Origin of the sequence: Actinomadura sp. NPDC048032, from assembly GCF_040653175.1 — a bacterium.
Taxonomy (GTDB): Bacteria; Actinomycetota; Actinomycetes; order Streptosporangiales; family Streptosporangiaceae; genus Spirillospora; species Spirillospora verrucosospora.
The window spans coordinates 16,023-35,434 of sequence record NZ_JBEZJP010000029.1; the positions used below are offsets into that span (position 1 = coordinate 16,023).

Annotated in this window: 21 protein-coding genes; 17 read left to right on the forward strand and 4 right to left on the reverse strand. The window is 73.4% G+C overall.

Annotated features, from left to right (window positions below; translation table 11 throughout):
* The first annotated feature begins 3 nt into the window (after nt 1–3).
* The 5 genes from AB0C69_RS06750 (at nt 4) to AB0C69_RS06770 (ending at nt 5,002) form a co-directional block, all read left to right on the forward strand.
* Complete coding sequence (locus AB0C69_RS06750) at nt 4–1,167, forward strand: pyridoxal phosphate-dependent aminotransferase (protein ID WP_360350689.1); 1,164 nt, start codon at nt 4–6, stop codon at nt 1,165–1,167.
* 116 nt (nt 1,168–1,283) lie between these two features.
* Nucleotides 1,284–2,258, forward strand: a complete 975-nt coding sequence (locus tag AB0C69_RS06755; RefSeq protein WP_360350692.1) for a carbamate kinase — start codon at nt 1,284–1,286, stop codon at nt 2,256–2,258.
* 39 nt (nt 2,259–2,297) lie between these two features.
* Entirely contained in the window at nt 2,298–3,410 is a 1,113-nt protein-coding gene (locus AB0C69_RS06760) for a ring-opening amidohydrolase (RefSeq protein ID WP_360350695.1), read from the forward strand.
* A 71-nt stretch (nt 3,411–3,481) separates the two neighbouring features.
* Nucleotides 3,482–4,177, forward strand: a complete 696-nt coding sequence (locus AB0C69_RS06765) for an SseB family protein (protein ID WP_353834182.1) — start codon at nt 3,482–3,484, stop codon at nt 4,175–4,177.
* A gap of 72 nt (nt 4,178–4,249) precedes the next feature.
* Nucleotides 4,250–5,002 carry a phytanoyl-CoA dioxygenase family protein gene (locus AB0C69_RS06770; RefSeq protein WP_360350698.1) on the forward strand — a complete coding sequence of 251 codons (753 nt, stop codon included), beginning with the start codon at nt 4,250–4,252 and terminating at the stop codon, nt 5,000–5,002.
* A 4-nt stretch (nt 5,003–5,006) separates the two neighbouring features.
* Here the strand turns inward: AB0C69_RS06770 and AB0C69_RS06775 are convergent, their stop codons facing one another.
* Nucleotides 5,007–6,086, reverse strand: a complete 1,080-nt coding sequence (locus tag AB0C69_RS06775; RefSeq protein ID WP_360350701.1) for a DUF2332 domain-containing protein — start codon at nt 6,084–6,086, stop codon at nt 5,007–5,009.
* Nucleotides 6,087–6,162: 76 nt separating this feature from the next.
* Here AB0C69_RS06775 and aroC point away from each other — a divergent pair, with 76 nt between their 5' ends.
* From aroC to aroQ, 4 genes are read left to right on the forward strand one after another with little or no spacing between them, the layout of a single operon-like run.
* Nucleotides 6,163–7,341: a chorismate synthase gene (gene aroC / locus AB0C69_RS06780; protein ID WP_360350704.1), complete on the forward strand. Its 1,179-nt coding sequence runs from the start codon at nt 6,163–6,165 to the stop codon at nt 7,339–7,341.
* A gap of 8 nt (nt 7,342–7,349) precedes the next feature.
* The gene (locus tag AB0C69_RS06785) at nt 7,350–7,859 is read left to right on the forward strand and encodes a shikimate kinase (protein ID WP_345175528.1); all 510 of its coding nucleotides are present in this window, start codon (nt 7,350–7,352) and stop codon (nt 7,857–7,859) included.
* Nucleotides 7,856–8,929, forward strand: coding sequence for a 3-dehydroquinate synthase (aroB, locus tag AB0C69_RS06790; RefSeq protein WP_360350708.1), 1,074 nt, complete (start codon nt 7,856–7,858; stop codon nt 8,927–8,929). The genes AB0C69_RS06785 and aroB overlap by 4 nt, the downstream gene beginning before the upstream one ends.
* On the forward strand, nt 8,926–9,369 hold the full coding sequence (gene aroQ / locus AB0C69_RS06795; protein WP_360350711.1) for a type II 3-dehydroquinate dehydratase: 444 nt from the start codon (nt 8,926–8,928) through the stop codon (nt 9,367–9,369). The genes aroB and aroQ overlap by 4 nt, the downstream gene beginning before the upstream one ends.
* On the opposite strand, the gene AB0C69_RS06800 is transcribed toward aroQ, so the two are convergent.
* On the reverse strand, nt 9,366–9,941 hold the full coding sequence (locus tag AB0C69_RS06800; protein ID WP_360350714.1) for a TetR/AcrR family transcriptional regulator: 576 nt from the start codon (nt 9,939–9,941) through the stop codon (nt 9,366–9,368). The genes aroQ and AB0C69_RS06800 overlap by 4 nt on opposite strands.
* A 170-nt stretch (nt 9,942–10,111) precedes the next feature.
* Here AB0C69_RS06800 and AB0C69_RS06805 point away from each other — a divergent pair, with 170 nt between their 5' ends.
* Together AB0C69_RS06805 and AB0C69_RS06810 are read left to right on the forward strand one after the other, a co-directional pair.
* On the forward strand, nt 10,112–10,777 hold the full coding sequence (locus AB0C69_RS06805) for an enoyl-CoA hydratase-related protein (RefSeq protein ID WP_360350717.1): 666 nt from the start codon (nt 10,112–10,114) through the stop codon (nt 10,775–10,777).
* Between the two features lie 80 nt (nt 10,778–10,857).
* A complete protein-coding gene (locus AB0C69_RS06810; RefSeq protein ID WP_360350720.1) occupies nt 10,858–11,904 on the forward strand; it encodes an LLM class F420-dependent oxidoreductase in 1,047 nt (348 codons plus the stop codon).
* Here AB0C69_RS06810 and AB0C69_RS06815 read toward each other — a convergent pair.
* Entirely contained in the window at nt 11,879–12,586 is a 708-nt protein-coding gene (locus AB0C69_RS06815) for a hypothetical protein (RefSeq protein ID WP_353834190.1), read from the reverse strand. The two genes, AB0C69_RS06810 and AB0C69_RS06815, sit on opposite strands and share 26 nt — an antisense overlap.
* Nucleotides 12,587–12,713: 127 nt before the next feature.
* The gene (locus AB0C69_RS06820) at nt 12,714–14,192 is read right to left on the reverse strand and encodes an FAD-dependent oxidoreductase (RefSeq protein WP_360350724.1); all 1,479 of its coding nucleotides are present in this window, start codon (nt 14,190–14,192) and stop codon (nt 12,714–12,716) included.
* 157 nt (nt 14,193–14,349) lie between these two features.
* Here AB0C69_RS06820 and AB0C69_RS06825 point away from each other — a divergent pair, with 157 nt between their 5' ends.
* The 6 genes from AB0C69_RS06825 (at nt 14,350) to AB0C69_RS06850 (ending at nt 19,338) form a co-directional block, all read left to right on the forward strand.
* Complete coding sequence (locus AB0C69_RS06825; RefSeq protein ID WP_360350727.1) at nt 14,350–15,441, forward strand: Xaa-Pro peptidase family protein; 1,092 nt, start codon at nt 14,350–14,352, stop codon at nt 15,439–15,441.
* 33 nt (nt 15,442–15,474) lie between these two features.
* Complete coding sequence (gene efp / locus AB0C69_RS06830; protein ID WP_345175515.1) at nt 15,475–16,032, forward strand: elongation factor P; 558 nt, start codon at nt 15,475–15,477, stop codon at nt 16,030–16,032.
* 1 nt (nt 16,033) lies between these two features.
* The gene (nusB, locus tag AB0C69_RS06835) at nt 16,034–16,450 is read left to right on the forward strand and encodes a transcription antitermination factor NusB (RefSeq protein ID WP_360350731.1); all 417 of its coding nucleotides are present in this window, start codon (nt 16,034–16,036) and stop codon (nt 16,448–16,450) included.
* Nucleotides 16,451–16,766: 316 nt separating this feature from the next.
* Nucleotides 16,767–17,528 (forward strand): methyltransferase domain-containing protein, encoded by a 762-nt coding sequence (locus AB0C69_RS06840; RefSeq protein ID WP_345175513.1) that lies wholly within the window; start codon nt 16,767–16,769, stop codon nt 17,526–17,528.
* A 4-nt stretch (nt 17,529–17,532) separates the two neighbouring features.
* Nucleotides 17,533–18,798 carry a DNA polymerase IV gene (locus tag AB0C69_RS06845; protein WP_345175512.1) on the forward strand — a complete coding sequence of 422 codons (1,266 nt, stop codon included), beginning with the start codon at nt 17,533–17,535 and terminating at the stop codon, nt 18,796–18,798.
* Between the two features lie 147 nt (nt 18,799–18,945).
* Nucleotides 18,946–19,338, forward strand: coding sequence for a DUF3040 domain-containing protein (locus AB0C69_RS06850; protein ID WP_360350735.1), 393 nt, complete (start codon nt 18,946–18,948; stop codon nt 19,336–19,338).
* Nucleotides 19,339–19,412 lie beyond the last annotated feature (74 nt).

The following is a 19,412-nucleotide window of genomic DNA, read 5'->3' on the forward strand; positions in this document are numbered from 1 at the left end:
GGCGTGAGCGAGCCATTGGTCGAGCGCATGCAGGGATTCGGCGAGACGATCTTCGCTGAGATGTCGGCTCTCGCCGTCCGGACCGGGGCCATCAATCTGGGCCAGGGCTTCCCGGACACCAGCGGTCCGCCGCGGATGCTGGAAACGGCCGTCGAGGCCGTCCGGGCGGGCGCGAACCAGTACCCGCCCGGCCCCGGACTGCTCGAACTCCGGGAGGCCGTGGCGGCGCAGCGGCGGGAGCGGTACGGGCTGTCGTTCGACCCGGCGACCGAGGTGTTCGTGACGGTCGGGGCCACCGAGGGGATCGCCGCGTCCGTGCTGGCGCTGGCGGGGCCGGGCGACGAGGTCGTCGTGTTCGAGCCGTACTACGACTCCTACGCGGCCGTGATCGCGCTCGCCGGGGCCGTCCGCAGGCCCGTCACGCTGCGCCCGGTGGAAGGGCGCTTCACCTTCGACCCGGACGAGCTGCGCGCCGCCGTCGGCCCCCGCACCCGGGCGATCCTGGTGAACTCGCCGCACAACCCGGCCGGCACCGTGTTCACGCGGGACGAGCTGGAGGCCATCGCGGACGTCTGCCGCGAGCGCGACCTGGTGGCGATCACCGACGAGGTGTACGAGTACCTGACGTTCGACGAGACCGAGCACGTCCCGCTGGCGACGCTCGACGGCATGCGCGAGCGGACGGTGTCGGTGTCGTCCGCGGGCAAGTCGTTCTCCGTCACCGGATGGAAGACCGGGTGGGTGACGGCGCCCGCCCCCTACATCCGGGCCGTCCAGACCGTGAAGCAGTTCCTCACCTACGCGGTCAGCGCCCCCTACCAACACGCCGCCGCGTACGCGCTGCGCAACGAGATCCCGTGGGTGGAGGAGCTGCGCAAGTCGCTCCAGGCCAAGCGGGACCGGCTCATCACCGGCCTGGAGGCGGCCGGGTTCGCGACCTGCCGCCCGCAGGGCACCTACTTCGTGCAGGCCGACATCCGCCCGCTCGGCTTCACCGACGGCAGGGAGCTGGCCCGCGCGCTGCCGGAGAAGGCGGGCGTCGTCGCGATCCCGAGCCAGGTGTTCTACGACCACGCCGAGGCGGGCGCCCACTTCGTCCGGTTCGCCTTCTGCAAGAAGGACGAGGTCATCGACGAGGCGGTCAGCCGTCTCGCGCGCCTGCGCTGAGGCCTCCCCGCTCCGCGGGCGCCGGGGAGAACCGCCGGAACTTGCCGAAGAAACGGCGTTCGTTGGGCGGAATTCGCCCGTGAGGGGCGGCCGCCGCGCGGGTTAGCGTCCGTCCCGTGACCTGGGGCCATGCGGGCGGACGCAGCGGTGGACACGGCGGCGAGCGGATCCTGATCGCCCTCGGCGGGAACGCCATGACCGCGCCGGACGGCAGCGCGACCCCGGACGCGCAGGCGGCCGCGATCGAGGCCGCGATGGAGCCCGTGGCGGACCTGGTCGCGGCGGGCGCGCGAGTCGCGCTCACGCACGGCAACGGCCCGCAGGTCGGCAACCTGCTGATCAAGAACCAGCTGGCGTCGGCGGTGGTGCCGCCCGTCCCGCTGGACTGGTGCGGCGCGCAGACCCAGGCCACCGTCGGCGTGATGGTCATGAACGCGCTGGAGCGGGCGCTGGCCGCGCGGGGCGCCGCCCGCCCGGTGTCGACCGTGGTGACGCGGACGCTGGTGGACGCCGCCGACCCCGGGTTCGCGGCCCCCGCCAAACCGATCGGCCGGTACTTCCCCGAGGCGGAGGCCCGCCGCTCGATGGCGCTCGGGCAGGTGTGGAAGCGGTTCGGGGACCGGGGCTGGCGGCGCGTCGTCGCCTCGCCCGAGCCGCTGGAGATCCTGGACGCCGACGCGGCGGCCGTGCTGCTGGACGCCGGGCACGTCGTGGTCGCCGCGGGCGGCGGGGGAGTGCCCGTCGCCCGGTCGGGCGGGGTGCTGCGCGGCGTCGAGGCCGTCGTCGACAAGGACCTGACCGCGCAGCTGCTGGCGCGCCGCCTGGAGGCGACCACCCTCGTGATCGCCACCGACGTGGAGAACGCGATGACCGGGTTCGGGACGCCGCGGGCCCGCCCGCTGCACCGCACGACGGTCGCGGAGCTGACGGAGCTGGCCGCCGCGGGGCACTTCGCCGGCGGCAGCATGGGCCCGAAGGTCGAGGCGGTGCGGCGGTTCGTCGCGTCCGGCGGGCGGCGCGCCGCGATCGCCTCGCTGGCCCGGCTCGGCGACGCCGCGCACGGCAGGGCCGGGACGGTCGTCGAGGGCTGACCCCGGGTAGAGACCGATCAACACAGCAGGTGAGGAGCGATGACGGTGCCCGATCCGATCGAAGTCCGCAAGATCCCCATCGAGAGCGTGACCGACGCGTCCGGGCTGGCCCGGTTGATCGACGACGGCGTGCTGGAGGCCGACCGGGTCCTCGCGGTCGTCGGCAAGACCGAGGGCAACGGCGGCGTGAACGACTACACGCGGTTGCTCGCCGACCGGGCGTTCCGGGAGGTGCTCCTCGCGAAGGGCACCCGCACCGCGGACGAGGTGGCGCGGGTCCCGCTGGTGTGGTCGGGCGGCACGGACGGGGTGCTCAGCCCGCACGCGACCGTCTTCGCGACCGCCGACCCCGCCCGCGTCCCCGCCACCGACGAGCCGCGGCTGTCGGTCGGCGTCGCGATGAGCGAGGTCATCCTGCCCGAGGACATCGGCCGCCCCGCGATGGTGGAGACCGTCGCCGCCGGCGTGCGCGAGGCCATGAAGACCGCCGGGATCGACGATCCGGCCGACGTCCACTACGTGCAGACGAAGACGCCGCTGCTCACCCTCGACACGATCAACGACGCCAGGAAGCGCGGCCGCGACGTGGTCACCGAGGACACCCTCAAGTCGATGGACATCTCCAACTCCACGACCGCGCTCGGCATCGCGGTCGCGCTCGGCGAGATCGAGCCGCCGTCCGCCGGGCAGATCCACAGGGACCTGTCGCTGTACTCGTCGGTGGCGTCGTGCTCGTCCGGCGTCGAGCTGGACCGGGCGCAGATCGTGGTCGTCGGCAACGTGCGCGGCATCGGCGGCCGGTACCGGGCCGGGCACGGGGTGATGAAGGACGCGCTCGACGCCGACGGGATCTGGGACGCCGTCCGGTCGACGGGCCTGGACCTGCCCGAACGGCCCCGCACGTCCGACCTCGGCGACCGGCTCGTCAACGTGTTCATCAAGTGCGAGGCCGACCCGCGGGGCTCGGTCCGGGGACGCCGCAACATCATGCTGGACGACTCCGACGTGCACTGGCACCGGCAGATCAAGGCGTGCGTGGGCGGCGTCGCCGCGTCCGTGACCGGCGACCCGGCGGTGTTCGTGTCGGTCGCGGCGGTGCACCAGGGACCCTCGGGCGGCGGTACCGTCGCGGCCATCGCCGACCTCGGGTGAGCGCGCCGCGGACGCGGAGAGTATCCGCGGAGTAGCCCCTCGCGGTCGCCGGAGGCTATAGCCTTCCTGGCGTGTCCGGACTGACCATTCCCGAACCACAGTTCCCCGGGGACGACGGAAGCGCCGATCCCCGGTTGTGCGAGGCGCTCGCCGGGTACGCGTCCGGCCGCGTCGGCGTGCACGCGGTGCTGCGGCGGCTCCAGGGCGCGCGGCTGCTGGTGCCGATCGTCGCCGTCCTCACCGAGGAGGAGCCCGCGGCGCCCGGCGAACTGCGGCGGGAGAAGTCGAGCGACATGGCGCTGCCCACCCTGATCGGCGACGACGGGCGGCGCGGCGTGCTCGGCTTCACCTGCACCGAGACGATGAAGGCCTGGCGCGCCGACGCCCGCCCGGTCGCGGTGCGGGCCGGCGACGCCTGCCGCGCCGCCCTCGACGAGGGGGCCGACGCCCTGGTCGTGGACGTGGCGGGCCCGGTCCCGTTCGCCGTGGACGGGCTGCGCCTGCACCTGCTCGCCGACGGCCGCCCGATCCCGCCGCCGCACGAGGACCCCGACATCCTCGCCGCGGTCGAGGCCGCGTTCGGCTCCGACACCTCCGTCAGCGGGGTCCGCGTCGTCGAGGGCACCTCCGCGGAGATCGCCGTCCGGTTCGCCGTCGTGCCCGGGCACGACGAGCGGGGCACCGTCCAGCGGGTCTCCGACCGCCTCGCCGAACTCCTGCGCGGCCGGATCGTCGGCGGCGTCGAACTGAACGTCCTGCGCAGGTAGGCCCCCCGTACGGGCGGCCGGGGCGCGGTTAATCGCTGGCCTCCGCCGCGGCCGCTCTGCGACCCTGGCGCCATGATCGATGTTGACGCCTTCATCGCCGACGGGTTCGTCCGGGTGGAGCGGGCGTTCCCCCGGGAACTGGCGGCCGAGTGCCGCGACATCCTGTGGCGCGACACCGGCTGCGACCCCGACGATCCCGCGACGTGGACGCATCCCGTCGTGCGACTCGGCGACCACGCCGAGGAGCCGTTCCGGGCCGCCGTGAACACCGGCCCCCTGCACGCCGCGTTCGACGCCGTCGTCGGGAAGGGCGCCTGGCTGCCGCGCGCCGGCCTCGGCACGTTCCCGGTGCGGTTCCCCAGCGACCAGCCGCCCGGCGACGACGGCTGGCACATCGACGCGAGCTTCCCCGGCGACGACCCGGCCGACTTCATGTCCTACCGGGTGAACGTCGCGTCGAAGGGCCGCGCGCTGCTGATGCTGTTCCTGTTCTCCGACGTGGGGGAGGACGACGGGCCCACCCGCATCCGCGTCGGCTCCCACCTGGACGTCCCGCCGATCCTGGAGCCGGCGGGGGAGGCGGGCCTGACGTTCATGGACCTGGCGGGCAAGGCCGTCCCCGCGACCGAGCACCGGCCGCTCGCCTACGCCACGGGGCAGGCGGGCGACGTGTACCTGTGCCACCCGTTCCTGGTGCACGCCGCGCAGGCGCACCGGGGCACCGTCCCCCGGTTCATAGCGCAGCCGCCCCTGATTCCGGCGGGCCCGTTGCCTCCGTCGTCCCCCGTGCGGGTCGCGATCGATCGGGCCCTCGGCCGGTCCTGACGCCCTACCGGGGGCGCGGCGGTGAGACCCAGGTGGTGGGGAGGCCGTGGGACGGGCCCTCACCGAGGATCACCGGCTCCCCGCCCGGCCACAGCCGCAGCGTCACGACGTGCAGGACGTCGAGCCGCGAGGCGTCGCGGCCCTCGAACGACAGGTGCGCCACGGGCGCTTCGGGAGTGGCCGCCGCCCCGGCCCGCTCGATGCTCCGGTCGACGCGCGCGGCCTCGTCGCGCGACATGTACGCGCGCATCGTCGAGTGCCACACGACCGTGGCGACGCCCTCCTCGGGGGCCAGCCCCTCCAGGAAGTCCGCGGCGCCCGCCTTCACCACCGTCGCGGGGACCCGCGCGGCGACCTCGAACGCCGCCCGCAGCCGCGCCACCCGGGCCGTCTGGTCGGGCCACACGTACGACAGGAGCCGCCGCCGCCCGGCGGGCGAGGCCGCGTCCAGCGGGTTCGGGTCGCATCCCCGCCGCTCGGCGATGGCGAGCGGCGCGCCCACCGGCGGAAGGCCCCGCCAGGCGTCCGGCAGGACGACCGGCGACTCCGGGCCGTACGCGCCGCTCTCGTGCAGGAACCGGAAGCGGTCGGCGCGCAGGTTCAGGCCCCCGCTGGCCCCGATCTCCAGCAGCCTGACCGGCAGGGACCGGCCCGGGGCGCCCGCGGGACGGCAGGCGTCGGCGATCGCGAGGAGGCCGCCGACGAGCGGCGCCGCCCGCCCGACCTCGTTGGTCTGCGGCGGATCGAGGAGGCCGTCGCGGATCTCGGCCGCGTGCCCGGCCAGCACGTCCCGGAACGCGGGCCAGGCCTCCAGCGGGTCCCGCGTCCCGCCGGCGGTCGGGTAGTACGCCGCCAGTTCCGGCGCCCGGCCCTCAAGGACGAGCCGGTGCACCGTGCCGAGCATGCCCAGGATGTAGCCGGTCCGCGTGCGCTCCCCGAGCACCTCCGTCACGACCGCGCCCGGATCCTCCGCCGCCCGCGTGAGCAGTTCGGCGTACATCGGCGACCCCAGCTGGGCGGACGCCCGCGCCTGGCCCAGCAGCGCCCGCCTCGTCTCGACCCCGTCCGCACCGGCCCTTGCCATCGCCACCTCCCCGACGAGCCTCTCAGATGCTGGACGCCGTCACGGGCGGGCACGCGGAGTCAATAGGATTCCTCCCATGCTGCGATGGTTGACCGCGGGGGAGTCTCATGGCCCGGCCCTGACCGCGATCGTGGAGGGGCTGCCGGCCGGAGTGCGCGTGACCTCGGGGGACATCGCCGAGGAACTGCGCCGCCGGAGGCTCGGCCACGGCCGGGGCGCCCGGATGAAGTTCGAGCAGGACAAGGTCACGATCATCGGGGGCGTCCGGCACGGGGCGACGCTCGGCGGGCCGGTCGCGATCGAGGTCGGCAACACCGAGTGGCCCAAGTGGGAGACGGTCATGTCGGCCGACCCCGTGGACGCCGACGTCCTCGCGGCCCAGGCCAGGAACGCCCCGCTGTCGCAGCCGAGGCCCGGCCACGCCGACCTGGTCGGCATGCAGAAGTACGGCTTCGACGACGCGCGGCCCGTCCTGGAGCGGGCGAGCGCGCGGGAGACGGCCGCGCGGGTCGCGCTCGGCACCGTCGCCAAGGCGTTCCTCAAGCAGGCCCTCGGCGCGGACGTCCTGAGCCACGTGATCGCGCTGGGGGAGGTCGAGGCCCCCGAGGGCGTCCTGCCGGAGCCCGGCGACCTGGCGCGGGTCGACGAGAGCCCGGTGCGCTGCTTCGACGGCGAGGCGTCGGAGCGGATGGTCGCGCACATCGACGAGACGAAGAAGGCCGGCGACACCCTCGGCGGCGTGGTGGAGGTGCTCGCCTACGGGCTCCCGCCCGGCCTCGGCAGCCACGTCCACTGGGACCGGCGCCTGGACTCCCGGCTCGCCGGCATCCTCATGGGCATCCAGGCGATCAAGGGCGTGGAGCTCGGCGACGGGTTCACCACCGCGCGGCGGCCCGGCTCGCGGGCGCACGACGAGATCGACGCGACTCCGGAGGGGGTCCGCCGCCGCACCAACCGGGCCGGCGGCGTCGAGGGCGGCATGACCACCGGCGAGGTGCTGCGGGTGCGCGCCGCGATGAAGCCGATCTCGACCGTCCCGCGGCGGCTCGACACGATCGACGTCACGACCGGCGAGCCCGCCAAGGCGATCAACCAGCGCAGCGACGTGACGGCCGTCCCGGCCGCCGGGGTGGTCGCCGAGGCGATGGTCGCGCTCGTCCTCGCGGACGCGGCGCTGGAGAAGTTCGGCGGCGACTCCGTCGAGGAGACCGCCCGCAACCTGCGCGGATACCTGTCCTCCCTGGCGATCAAGTGAGCGTGGCCATGCGACCGAAGGCAGTCATCATCGGGCCGCCCGGCTCGGGCAAGTCCACCGTCGGCGCCGGGCTGGCCGAACGCCTCGGCGTCACGCTGCGCGACACCGACGCCGACGTCGAGCGGGCCGCGGGCAAGCCCATCGGCGAGATCTTCATCGACGACGGCGAGGAGCGCTTCCGCGAGCTGGAGCGCGCCGCCGTCGCCGAGGCGCTGGCCGAGCACGACGGCGTCGTCGCGCTCGGCGGCGGCGCCGTCCTCGCGGCCGAGACGCAGGACCTGCTCGCCGGGCACACCGTCGTCTACCTGCGGGTCGGCCTCGCCGAGGCGATCAAGCGGGTCGGCCTGGCGTCGGCGCGGCCGCTGCTCGTGCTGAACCCGCGCAGCCAGATGCGCAAGCTGCTGGAGGAGCGGCTCCCGATCTACGAGCGGCTCGGCACCGTGGACGTCGACACCGACGGGCGCGAGCCCGCCGACGTCGTCGACGAGGTCGTGAGGGCCCTGGAGGGGGACGCGTGACGCAGGCCCGGGTGCACGTCGGCGGCGCCGACCCCTACGACGTCGTCATCGGGACGGGCGTGCTCGGCGAGCTGCCCGCCCTCGTCGGGGAGGGGGCCCGGACCGTCGCGGTCGTCCACGCCGAGGGGTTGCCGCAGATCGCCCGTCCCGTGTGCGGGGCGCTCGAACAGGCCGGGTACGCCGTGCACGCGCTGCCCGTCCCGGACGGCGAGGCCGCCAAGGAGGTCGGCGTCCTCGCCGGGCTGTGGTCGTCCTTCGCCCGCCTCGGCATGACCCGCACGGACGTCGTCGTCGGCGTCGGCGGCGGCGCCACCACCGACCTCGCCGGGTTCGCGGCGGCCTCGTGGCTGCGCGGCGTGCGGGCGGTGCTCGTCCCGACGACGCTGCTCGGCATGGTGGACGCGGCGGTCGGCGGCAAGACCGGCATCAACGTCCCCGAGGGCAAGAACCTCGTCGGCGCGTTCCACCCGCCCGCCGGCGTCCTGTGCGACCTCGCCACGCTGGTGACGATGCCGCGCGAGGACTACGTCAGCGGCCTCGCCGAGATCATCAAGGCCGGCTTCATCGCCGACCCGCGGATCCTCGCCCTGGTCGAGGAGGACCCGAAGGGCGCCGCGCACCCCGACGGCCCGCACACTCGCGAGCTGGTCGAACGGGCCGTCCGGGTCAAGGCCGACGTCGTGTCGGCCGACCTGAGGGAGAGCGGCCTCCGCGAGATCCTGAACTACGGCCACACCCTCGCGCACGCCATCGAGAAGAACGAGGAGTACCGGTTCCGCCACGGCCACGCCGTCGCGATCGGCATGGTGTACGCCGCCGAGCTGTCCCGCCTCGCCGGGCGGCTGCCCGCCGGCGTCGTCCGGCGGCACCGCGACATCCTCGAAGCCGTGGGCCTCCCGGTCTCCTACGCCGCCGACTGGCCCGGCCTGCGCGCCACCATGACCATCGACAAGAAGTCGCGGGGCGCCACGCTCCGGTTCGTCGTCCTCGACGGCATCGCCGAGCCGGGCCGCCTCGAAGGCCCGGACGAGGAGCTGCTCGCCGCCGCCTACCGGGAGATCGCCCGATGACCCGCGTCCTCGTCCTGAACGGCCCCAACCTGCGCCGCCTCGGCGTCCGCGAGCCCGACACCTACGGGACGGCCGGCTTCGACGACCTGGTCGCCGTCTGCCGCGACGCGGGCCGCCGCCTCGACCTGCACGTCGAGGTCCGGCAGACCGACGACGAGGCCGAGATGATGCGCTGGCTGCACGAGGCCGCCGACGAGCGCGTCCCGGTCGTGCTGAACCCGGCCGCGTTCACGCACTACTCCTACGCGCTGCGCGACGCCGTCGCCCAGCGCACCGCCCCGCTCGTCGAGGTCCACATCACCAACCCGGCCGCCCGCGAGGAGTTCCGCCACAACTCCGTCGTCGCGGGCGTCGCCACCGGAACCATCGCCGGTTTCGGCACCATGTCCTACGTCCTGGCCCTCCAGGCCGTGGCCGAGCTGGTCGCCGAGAACTCCTAGCCTTCCCCGGCGGCGCTGCGGGCCATGTCCTTGAGCTCGGCCACGACGTCGTCCAGCGGGGCGACGTCGCGGTGGGCGCGGCACAGGATGGTGGCGCCCTCCACGGCCGCGACGATCACGCGGGCGAGGCGGGACGCGCGGTCGTCGGGGACGCCGGCGTTGCCGAGCCCGGTGGCGAGGGTGTCCTGCCAGCGCCCGAACACCGCCGCGGCGGCCGCGGCGAGCTGCGGGGCCTCGTCGTGGGACTCGACGGTGACGGCGACGACGGGGCAGCCGGCGCGGAACTCGCTCTTGATCAGGACCTGCCGCCACCAGGCCGTGAAGGCGTCCACGGCGGACGCGGCGTCACCGCTCTCGGTGGCGGCGAGGATGCCGGCGTTGAGGAACTCGCCGGCGTAGCGGACGGCCTCCTCGGCGAGCTGCGCCTTGCCGCCGGGGAAGTGGTGGTAGATCGACCCGCGCGGGGCGCCGCTGTGCGCGATGACGTCGCGGAACCCGGTGCCGCTGTAGCCGCGCTCGCGGAAGAGGAAGGCGGCGCTGCGCACCATGCGTTCCCTGCTGTCCGTCCCCATGGGACGATTATGACATTCATCATACGGTCCTCGCGTTGCCCATGACGACCGTCATGGAGAACTTTGGCCGTGCCGGACGCCATCACCGCTACTCGCAAGTAGGGTCACCTCAGGCACGCGGTACGGGCCGGTTCCGGGAGCGGGGCCGGGCAGGGGAGAAGGAGACGTTCGTGATCGACCTCCAGCGCGACGGAGACGTGTACGTCCTGCGGTTCGACGCGGGCGAGAACCGGTTCGGCCCCGACTTCCTCGACGCGGTCGAGGGGGCCCTCGACTCGGTGGCGAAGAACGACGGGCCGGGCGCGCTCGTCACCGTCGGCACCGGCAAGTTCTACTCCAACGGCTTGGACCTGGAATGGCTCGGCGCCAACCAGGACAGTTTCGAGGACTATCTGCGGCGGGTGCACGCCCTGTACGCGCGCGTGCTGACCCTGCCGATGCCGACGGTCGCGGCGCTGAACGGCCACGCCTTCGCGGGGGGCGGCATGCTGGCCCTCGCCCACGACTTCGCCGTCATGCGCACCGACCGCGGCTACTTCTGCCTGCCCGAGGTGGACCTCGGCATGAGCTTCACCCCCGGGATGAGCGCGCTCATCACGGCGCGGCTGCCGAAGGCCACCGCGCACGAGGCGATGATCACCGGCCGCCGCTATGCCGCGGAGCAGGCGCGCGAGGCCGGGATCGTGCAGCGCACCGCGCCCGAGGAGGAGGTGCTGCCCGCCGCCGTGGAGTGGGCGGCGTCGCTGGCGAGCAAGAACGGACCGGTGGTGGCGACGATCCGCACCGCGATGTACCGGCAGGCGCTGGACGCGCTGAACGGTCCCGCGCTGCCGTGACCCCTCCTCTCGGACGCGGGCCGGGAGTAGGTTACGTTCGACTGGAATCGGATTCGGTTTAGGAAGGGGCGCGGGACACCATGCGCATCGGTATGGCGCTCAGCTACTCGGGCGGTTTCAAGGAGACCGTCGAGGAGCTCGCCGACTACGAGAAGGCCGGCCTCGACATCGTCTACGTCGCGGAGGCCTACAGCTTCGACGCGGTGAGCCAGATGGGCTACATCGCCGCCAGGACCGAGCGGGTGGAGATCGCCTCCGGCATCCTCAACATCTACTCGCGCACCCCGACCGCGATCGCGCAGACCGCCGCGGGGCTGGACTACGTCTCCGACGGGCGGTTCACGCTCGGCATCGGCGCGTCCGGCCCGCAGGTCATCGAGGGCTTCCACGGGGTCCCCTACACCGCGCCGCTCGGCCGCACCCGGGAGATCATCGAGATCTGCCGCAAGGTGTGGCGCCGCGAGCGCGTGCAGCACGACGGCAAGCACTACCACCTGCCGCTGCCGGAGGGCCAGGGCACCGGCCTCGGCAAGGCGCTCAAGCTCATCAACCACCCGGTCCGCGCCGACATCCCGATCATGGTCGCCGCGATCGGCCCGAAGAACGTCGAGCTGACCACCGAGATCGCCAACGGCTGGGAGCCGATCTTCTACATGCCGGAGAAGGCCGCGGAGGTGTGGGGGCCCTCGCTCGCGGCCGGGAAGGCCAAGCGCGACCCCGCGCTCGGCGAGCTCGACGTGGTCGGGCAGTCCCCGCTGGCCATCGGCGACGACGTGCAGGGCCTCCTGGAGTTCGGCCGCCCGATGGCCGCCCTCTACATCGGCGGCATGGGCGCCAAGGGCAAGAACTTCTACAACGACCTCGCCCGGCGCTACGGCTTCGAGAGGGAGGCCGAGGAGATCCAGGACCTGTACCTGGACGGCAAGAAGGACGAGGCCGCCGCGAAGGTCCCGCAGGAGCTGCTGGAGAAGATGTCCCTCATCGGCTCCGAGGGGCACGTCCGGGAGCGGCTCGCCGCGATGAAGGAGTCCGGCGTCACGACCCTCAACGTGGCCCCGATCGCCGGCGACCACAAGGGCCGCCTCGCCCTGATCGAGAAGGTCAAGGAGATGGCCGCCGGACTCTGACGCGCCGCCTCCGCCGCCGGCGGAGACGCCCGAGCCAGAAGCCCGTCCCGGGCCCGAACGGCGGGACGTCCAGCTCGAACAGCACGCGGAGCAGGACACCGCCGCCGAACAGGCCGGCCCCCCATTTCAGGGAGGAGCCCGGATCGCCCACCGAGCCGGCGGGGCGCGGATCGAGGCGGCCGCGCGGGTCGTACACGACCTGGACGCGCTCGCCTCGGTCCGCGACCTCCGACCCGGTCGTCATCGTCCGCACCCGCGGCTCGGCGCAGGCGAGGTCGTGGTCGTAGTAGACGTCCGTGGTCGTGTTCCCGTTGCTGTCGGTGCTGGTGACCTCGCGCCGGTCGACCTTCTGGACGGTGCACGCCGTCGTCCGGCCGCGCTCGTGCAGAGCCTGGTCCGACACCGCGCCCGCGACCACGGACGCCCCGATGCCCAGCAGGAAGAAGGCGCCGAAGAAGACCAGGACGTTCTCGTAGCGCAGCTGCGTGAAGACCAGCAGGGCGTATCCGGCCATCATCATCACGAAGAACAGCGCCGTGCCCGCCCAGTTGCCCGCCAGCGCCGACGGCCCGTAGGCGTTCAGGGCGGCCTGGGCGACGATCAGCGCCAGCCCGGTCAGGGGCGCGCCGACCGCCAGCAGCGCCGCCACCGCCCAGCCCGGCCGTTTCCCGTACCCCACCATCGGAACCCGTTCCGTCGTTCATCCGTGTCCCTGGTTGAGACGCGCGGATCCGCCGACAGGATCGCCATCTGATCCTTACTTCTCGCGGCCGGCGGAACCGCGCGGGGAACGCCCCGGGAAGGGCGGATCAGAGCGCCGCGTCGACCTCCTTCGCGACGCGCTCGCCGGAGCGGACGGCGCCGTCCATGTAGCCCGTCCAGTAGCCGGACGTCTCGGTGCCCGCCCAGTGGACCGGGCCGCACGGCTCCCGCAGCGCCGGGCCGAACGCGGTGAGCGCGCCGGGCGGGGCGACGCCGACGGGGCCGCCGCCGCTCCACGTCTCGTTGTCCCAGCGCTGGAAGGCGGTCAGCTTCGGGTTCGCGGCCTTGTCCCCGAACAGCCTGGTGAACGAGTCGAGTCCCGCGGCCCGAACGTCCGCGGCCGGCGCGCCGTCCAGCCTCCTGATGTTGGCCTGGTTCATGAAGCCCATCAGGATGCCCCGCGAGCCGTCCGGGGGGCTGTTGTCGAACGTCGCGTCGATGGCGCCGCTGTCGGCCACGGCCTGCCCGGTCAGCCCGTCCGCCCGCCAGAACGGCGTGTCGTAGACGGCGACGAACTTGGCCACCGAGCCCATCGGGTAGCGCTGCATGAGCTGCGCCCGGGCGGCGGGCAGCGCCGGCGAGAAGTCGATCCTCCCGGCGATCGCCGGGGACATCGCGACCACGACCCGCTTCGCCGACACCGTGACCCCGTCGGCGGTCACCGTCACGCCGGCCGCCTCGGCGGCGATCGACCGGACCGGCGCGTTGTAGTGGACGATGTCGCCGAGCCGCGCCGCCAGCCGGATCGGCACCTCCTGCGAGCCGCCGGCGAACCGCGACTCCTGCGCCCCGCCCCTCGTGTTGATCAGCCGGTCGATCGTCCCCGGGGTGCTCTCGTTGCCCGCCGAGGCCGCGTAGTTCAGCAGGTAGAGCAGCGAGACCTCCTGGGAGCGCATCGACAACGTGGAGGAGGCGAACGCGTCCATCAGGAACCGCGCGCCGCTGCTCAGGGAGTTGGCCCGCGACCAGGTGTGGAAGGTCTGCGCGTCCCACTCCTCCGCCTTGGCCGCCTTCCACGGCTCGCCGACCGGCACCTCCTTGACCATCCCGCCGAGCTTGAGCAGCGCCAGCTCCAGGTCGACCACGCCCCAGTCCGGCGGGACCGCGCCGAGCAGGCCGTCGGTCGCGTACAGCGACCGCTTGCCGTCCCGGTAGTAGACGTTCTTGCCCTCGTTGTAGGTGGCGTAGGTGTCGACGCCCAGGTCGCCGGCGAGCGCGGCGATGCGGTCCTGCGTCGGGCCGATGAACTCGGCGCCGCCCTCGTTGGTGGTGCCGTCGCCGAGCGGCATCCCGTAGACGCGGCCGCCGGGGCGCTCCCGCGCTTCCAGCACGACCACGGACCGGCCCGCCGCGACGAGGTCGCGGGCGGCGGTGAGGCCGGAGAGCCCGGCGCCGACGATCACCACGTCGGCGGTGAGGGGAGCCGTGCGGGCGGCGGCGGAGGGGGCCGCGGCCGCGGTGACGACCGCTCCCGCGGCGGTGAGCGCGCCTGTGCCCAGCAGTCTTCTACGGCTGACTCGGGTCAAGGGGAATCACTCCTGGGGAAGTCCATGGGGCCGGACATTCGGGGGGACGGAGCACACGCCGGGTCACGCTAGGCCAGCTCTCGACCAGAAGTCGAGGGTTCTTCATGTTCGTGACCGCGTTGAGACGGCCGTCTCGCGATGATCTAGAGTCCTGGCCATGGGGGAGACTCACTACGCGCGGCGCCGCCGGCTCGCCGCGCTCGTCGCCGACCGGGGCGCCGCCGCACTGCTGGTGACCCGCCTGGTCAACGTCCGCTACCTGACCGGTCTGGACAGCTCGCGGGCCGCGCTGCTCGTCCCGGCCGACGGCCCCGCCGTGCTCGCGACCGACGGCCGCTACGCCGGGATGGCCGCGCAGGTCTGCCCGGAACTGCCCGTCGTCGTCGACCGCCAGGTGGCGGAGGCGCTGGTGAGGCGGGCGGCCGAGGACGGCCACGGCCGCATCGGCTTCGAGGCCCACGACCTGACCGTCGAGCACCACACGGCCCTCCTCGGCGTCTCGCTTCCTGGCGACGCCGGACCCGAACTGGTCCCGCTCGGCCATCTCGTCGAGGAGCTGCGCATGGTCAAGGACGAGGAGGAGATCGGCCTGCTGCGCGAGGCGTGCGCCGTCACCGACCGCGCGTTCGAGGCCGTCCTGCCCGAGATCCGCGCCGGGGTCACCGAGCGCGCCGTCGCGATCGCCCTCGAACGGGCCATGGTGGACCAGGGCGCCGAGGGCCCCGCGTTCGACTCGATCATCGCGTCCGGCCCCAACGGCGCCGTCCCGCACCACCACCCGGGCGGCCGCGAGCTCCAGCGCGGCGACCTCGTCACCATGGACTTCGGCGCCCTCTACGGCGGCTACCACGCCGACATGACCCGCACCGTCGCGATCGGCGAGCCCGCCGCCTGGCAGCGGGACGTCTACGACCTCGTCCACCGCGCCCAGGCCGCCGCGCTGGCCGCCGCGCTGCCCGGCGCCGACACCAAGGACGTGGACGCCGCCGCCCGCGACGTCATCGCGGAGGCCGGGCACGGCGAGGCGTTCACCCACGGCCTCGGGCACGGCGTCGGCCTGGAGATCCACGAAGCGCCGCTCATGGGGTACGACAAGACCGGTAAGCTGATGGATCGGGTTCCGATCACCGCGGAGCCGGGGGTCTACCTCACGGGCCGGGGCGGGGTCCGCATCGAGGACACGCTGGTGGTCCGCGCGGGCGGGCCGGAGCTCCTCACCACAACGACCAAGGACCTGCTCGTCCTGTAGGACGCGCGGGCCCGCGACCGGGAGAACAACGCAGTGGCGACGACGAACGACCTGAAGAACGGCATGACGCTGAACCTCGACGGCCAGTTGTGGACCGTCCAGGAGTTCCAGCACGTCAAGCCCGGCAAGGGCGGCGCGTTCGTCCGCACCAAGCTCAAGAACGTGCTGTCGGGCAAGGTCGTCGACAAGACCTTCAACGCCGGCACCAAGGTCGAGGTGGCCAGCGTCGACAAGCGCGAGATGCAGTACCTCTACCGCGAGGGCGAGGACTTCGTCTTCATGGACACCGAGACCTACGACCAGCCGCACATCCCCGCGGCCGTCGTCGGCGACGCGGCGAACTACCTGCTCCCCGAGCAGAACGCCGTGATCGCCTTCAACAACGAGAACCCGCTGTACGTCGAGCTGCCCGCCGCCGTCGTGCTGGAGATCACCGAGACCGAGCCCGGCCTGCAGGGCGACCGCTCCACCGGCGGCAGCAAGCCCGCCACGCTGGAGACCGGGGCGCAGATCCAGGTGCCGCTGTTCATCACCACCGGCGAGAAGGTCAAGGTCGACACCCGCTCCGGCGAGTACCTCGGCCGCGCCTGAGATGGCAGCGCGCACCAAGGCCAGGAAACTCGCCCTCGACATCCTGTTCGCCGCCGAGCTCCGCGAGGAGAAGCCGACGGCGGTCCTCGCCGCCCGCGGCCGCCCGAACCAGGACGAGCTCGCCGAGTACCCGCACGCCGTCCGGCTGATCGAGGGCGTCCAGGAGAACCGGGAGCGCATCGACGAGCTGCTCGCCACCTACGCCACCGGCTGGACGCTCGAACGCATGCCCGTCGTCGACCGCAACATCCTGCGTATGGGCGCGTTCGAACTCCTGTGGGTCGACGACGTCCCCGACGGCGTCGCGGTGAGCGAGGCGGTGGGCCTGGCCACCGAGCTGTCCACCGACGAGTCCCCCCGCTTCGTCAACGGCCTCCTCTCCCGCCTCCAACAACTGAAGCCTTCTCTGAGTCTTTAGCCTTTTCTCCTCCTTCGGGCCTGGCGGCCCTCCATCGTCGAAAAAGCTGGCGATCGCTGGCATCGCTTCGTCTCGCCTTGCGGCTCGCTGCGCGATCAGGTTCTCGCAAGCTCGAACCTGCCTTCGGACGCGATCGCGGCCATCGAGGTCGTTGCGGGGTTGCGGAGCGGGCTGGGGTGGGTGCGATCGGCCGTGCCCGCATCGGCATCGCTCGGGGCCTGCCTGCGGGCGCGCGTGACTTCGGTGGGCGGCCAGGCGTGGAAGAGGAGTGCACTGCAATAAGCTCTCCTTGATGACCAACGTTAGGGGAGCGGGTGTGACCGGCCGGCAACAGAAGCGGGTGCGGGGTGGCAGCCGGGTGCGCAGCGCCGTCCTGTGGGACGCGCTGCGCGCGGTCCTCGACCGCATCACTCCCGAGGCCGGCCTGAGCGATGTCGTGGACGTCGGCGGGGGGACCGGCGGGTTCGCCGTTCCGCTCGCCGAGCTGGGGCACCGGGTCACCGTGGTCGACGCCAACCCGGACGCCCTGGCCGCGCTGGAGCGCCGGGCCTCCGAGTCCGGCGTGCGGGTGCGCGCCGTGCAGGGCGACGCGGTCGACCTGCCCGACCTCCTCGGCCCGGACGCCGCCGACCTCGTCCTGTGTCACAGCGTCCTCGAGTACGTCGACGATCCCGGCGCGGCGATGGCGGCGCTGACCGGCGCCGTCCGCCCGGGCGGCTCGGTCAGCGTGCTGGCGGCCGGGCAGGTCGCGGCCGCGCTGCACCGCGCCGTGTCCGGGCACTTCGACGACGCGCGGCGGGTGCTGACGGACCCGTCCGGGCGGTGGGGCGAGGGCGACCGGATGCCCCGCCGGTTCACCCGCGAGTCGCTGTCGGAGCTGGTGAGCGGCGCCGGGTTGCGGGTCGCCGAGCTGCACGGCGTCCGGATCTTCGCCGACCTCGTGCCGAGCGGCCTGCTGGACGGCGACGCCGACTCCGCGGACGCGCTGATCGCGCTGGAGTCCGTCGCGGCCGTCCACCCCGTCCTGCGGGACCTCGCCACCCAGCTGCACCTGGTGGCCGACAAACCGGCCGGCTAGCACCGTGAGCCGCAAGCAGCAGCTGCACCGGCCGGGGCCGCAGCCGGGCCCGCCCGCCGACGACACCGGCTGCGCCATCCTGCACGTCGACATGGACGCCTTCTTCGTCAGCGTCGAGCTGCTGGAGCGGCCCGAGCTGCGCGGGCGTCCCGTCGTCGTGGGCGGCGCCGGGCCGCGCGGCGTGGTGTCCGCGGCCTCCTACGAGGCCCGCCGGTTCGGCGTGCACTCGGCGATGCCGATGACGCGGGCGCGGCGGCTGTGCCCGCAGGCCGTGGTGCTGCCGGTGAGCCACGGCAAGTACGGCCGCGTCTCCGCCGCGGTCTTCGAGATCTTCCGCTCCGTCACGCCGCTGGTCGAGGGCCTGTCGCTCGACGAGGCCTTCCTGGACGTGGCGGGCGCCCGGCGGCGGCTGGGCCGCCCCGCCGAGATCGCGCAGCTCATCCGCGACCAGGTGCGCGACCAGCAGGGCATCACCTGCTCGGTCGGCGTCGCGACCACCAAGTTCGTCGCGAAGCTGGCCTCGACCCGGTGCAAGCCCGACGGGCTGCTCGTGGTGCCGGCCGACGGCGTGGTCGACTTCCTTCACCCGCTGCCCGTCGCGTCCCTCTGGGGCGTCGGAGAGCGGACGGAGCAGGCGCTCACCCGGCTCGGGCTGCGCACCGTCGGGCAGCTCGCCCAGGTGCCCCTCGCCACGCTGCAGCGCGAGCTCGGCAACGCGCTCGGCGCGCACCTGCACGAGCTGGCGTGGGGACGCGACCCGCGCGAGGTCGTCCCGCACACGCCCGACAAGAGCATCGGCGCCGAGGAGACCTTCGACACCGACGTCGACGATCCCGAGATCATCCGGCGGGAGCTGCTGCGGCTCGCGGAGCGGGTCGGCGCGCGGCTGCGCGAGAGCGGGAACGCCGGCCGGACGGTCAGCGTCAAACTGCGGATGGCCGACTTCAAGACGATCACGCGCGCGCGCACGCTGGCCGAGCCCACCGACCTGGCTCGTGTGATCTATGTCACAGCCCGCGAGCTGTACGAGGCGTCGGGCCTGGAACGGGTACGACTCCGTTTGGTCGGGGTGCGGGTGGAGAATCTGGGCCCCGCCGGCGAGGCCCCCCGTCAGCTCGCCCTCGACGAGCCGGACAGCGGCTGGCGTGAGGCCGAGCGAGCCATGGATCAGGTCGCGCACCGGTTCGGGCGCGGCGCGGTGCGTCCCGCCGCGCTGGTTCGGCGTGCGGCGGAGGGTGACGCAGGGGACGGCAGGGACGGAAGACAATGAAAGAAGGCTGTGAGGCGACCGGCGCCGGGCCCTCGGCGGGCCGTTCGCTTTCGTACGCTCGAGAGTCCTCGTATTCTGGGCATATCACCGTTGACGTTCGCGTCCCGCATCGGATACTCCGTCGCGGAGCTGTCGCTGGGAGGTGCCGTGCCGCTGTCTGAGCACGAGCAGCGCATGCTCGAACAGATCGAATCGGCCTTGTACGCCGAGGATCCCAAGTTCGCTCACGCGGTTCGCTCGACCAACCCCCAGGTCCATTACAAGCGCCGGATCGTCAAGGCGGCCCTCGGCTTCGCGGTGGGCGTCTGCGCGCTGATGGCCGGTCTTGTGATCAATGCCGGGACGGTCACGATCGCCGTCAGCGTCACGGGCTTCCTGCTGATGGTCGTGTGCTGCGTCTGGGCGCTGACGAGCTGGAAGCGGATGGCGGGCATCGGCAACGAGCCCGCGCGCGGAGGCGGCCGGCAGGCGCGCCCCGCGAAGGCGGGCTTCATGGAGCGCATGGAGGAACGCTGGCGCCGCCGCACCGAGGGTGACTGAGCGGACCAGCCAGAAGAATGACCGGACCTCGTCGACGAACAACGCCGGCTGCTCGAACGCCGCGAAGTGGCCGC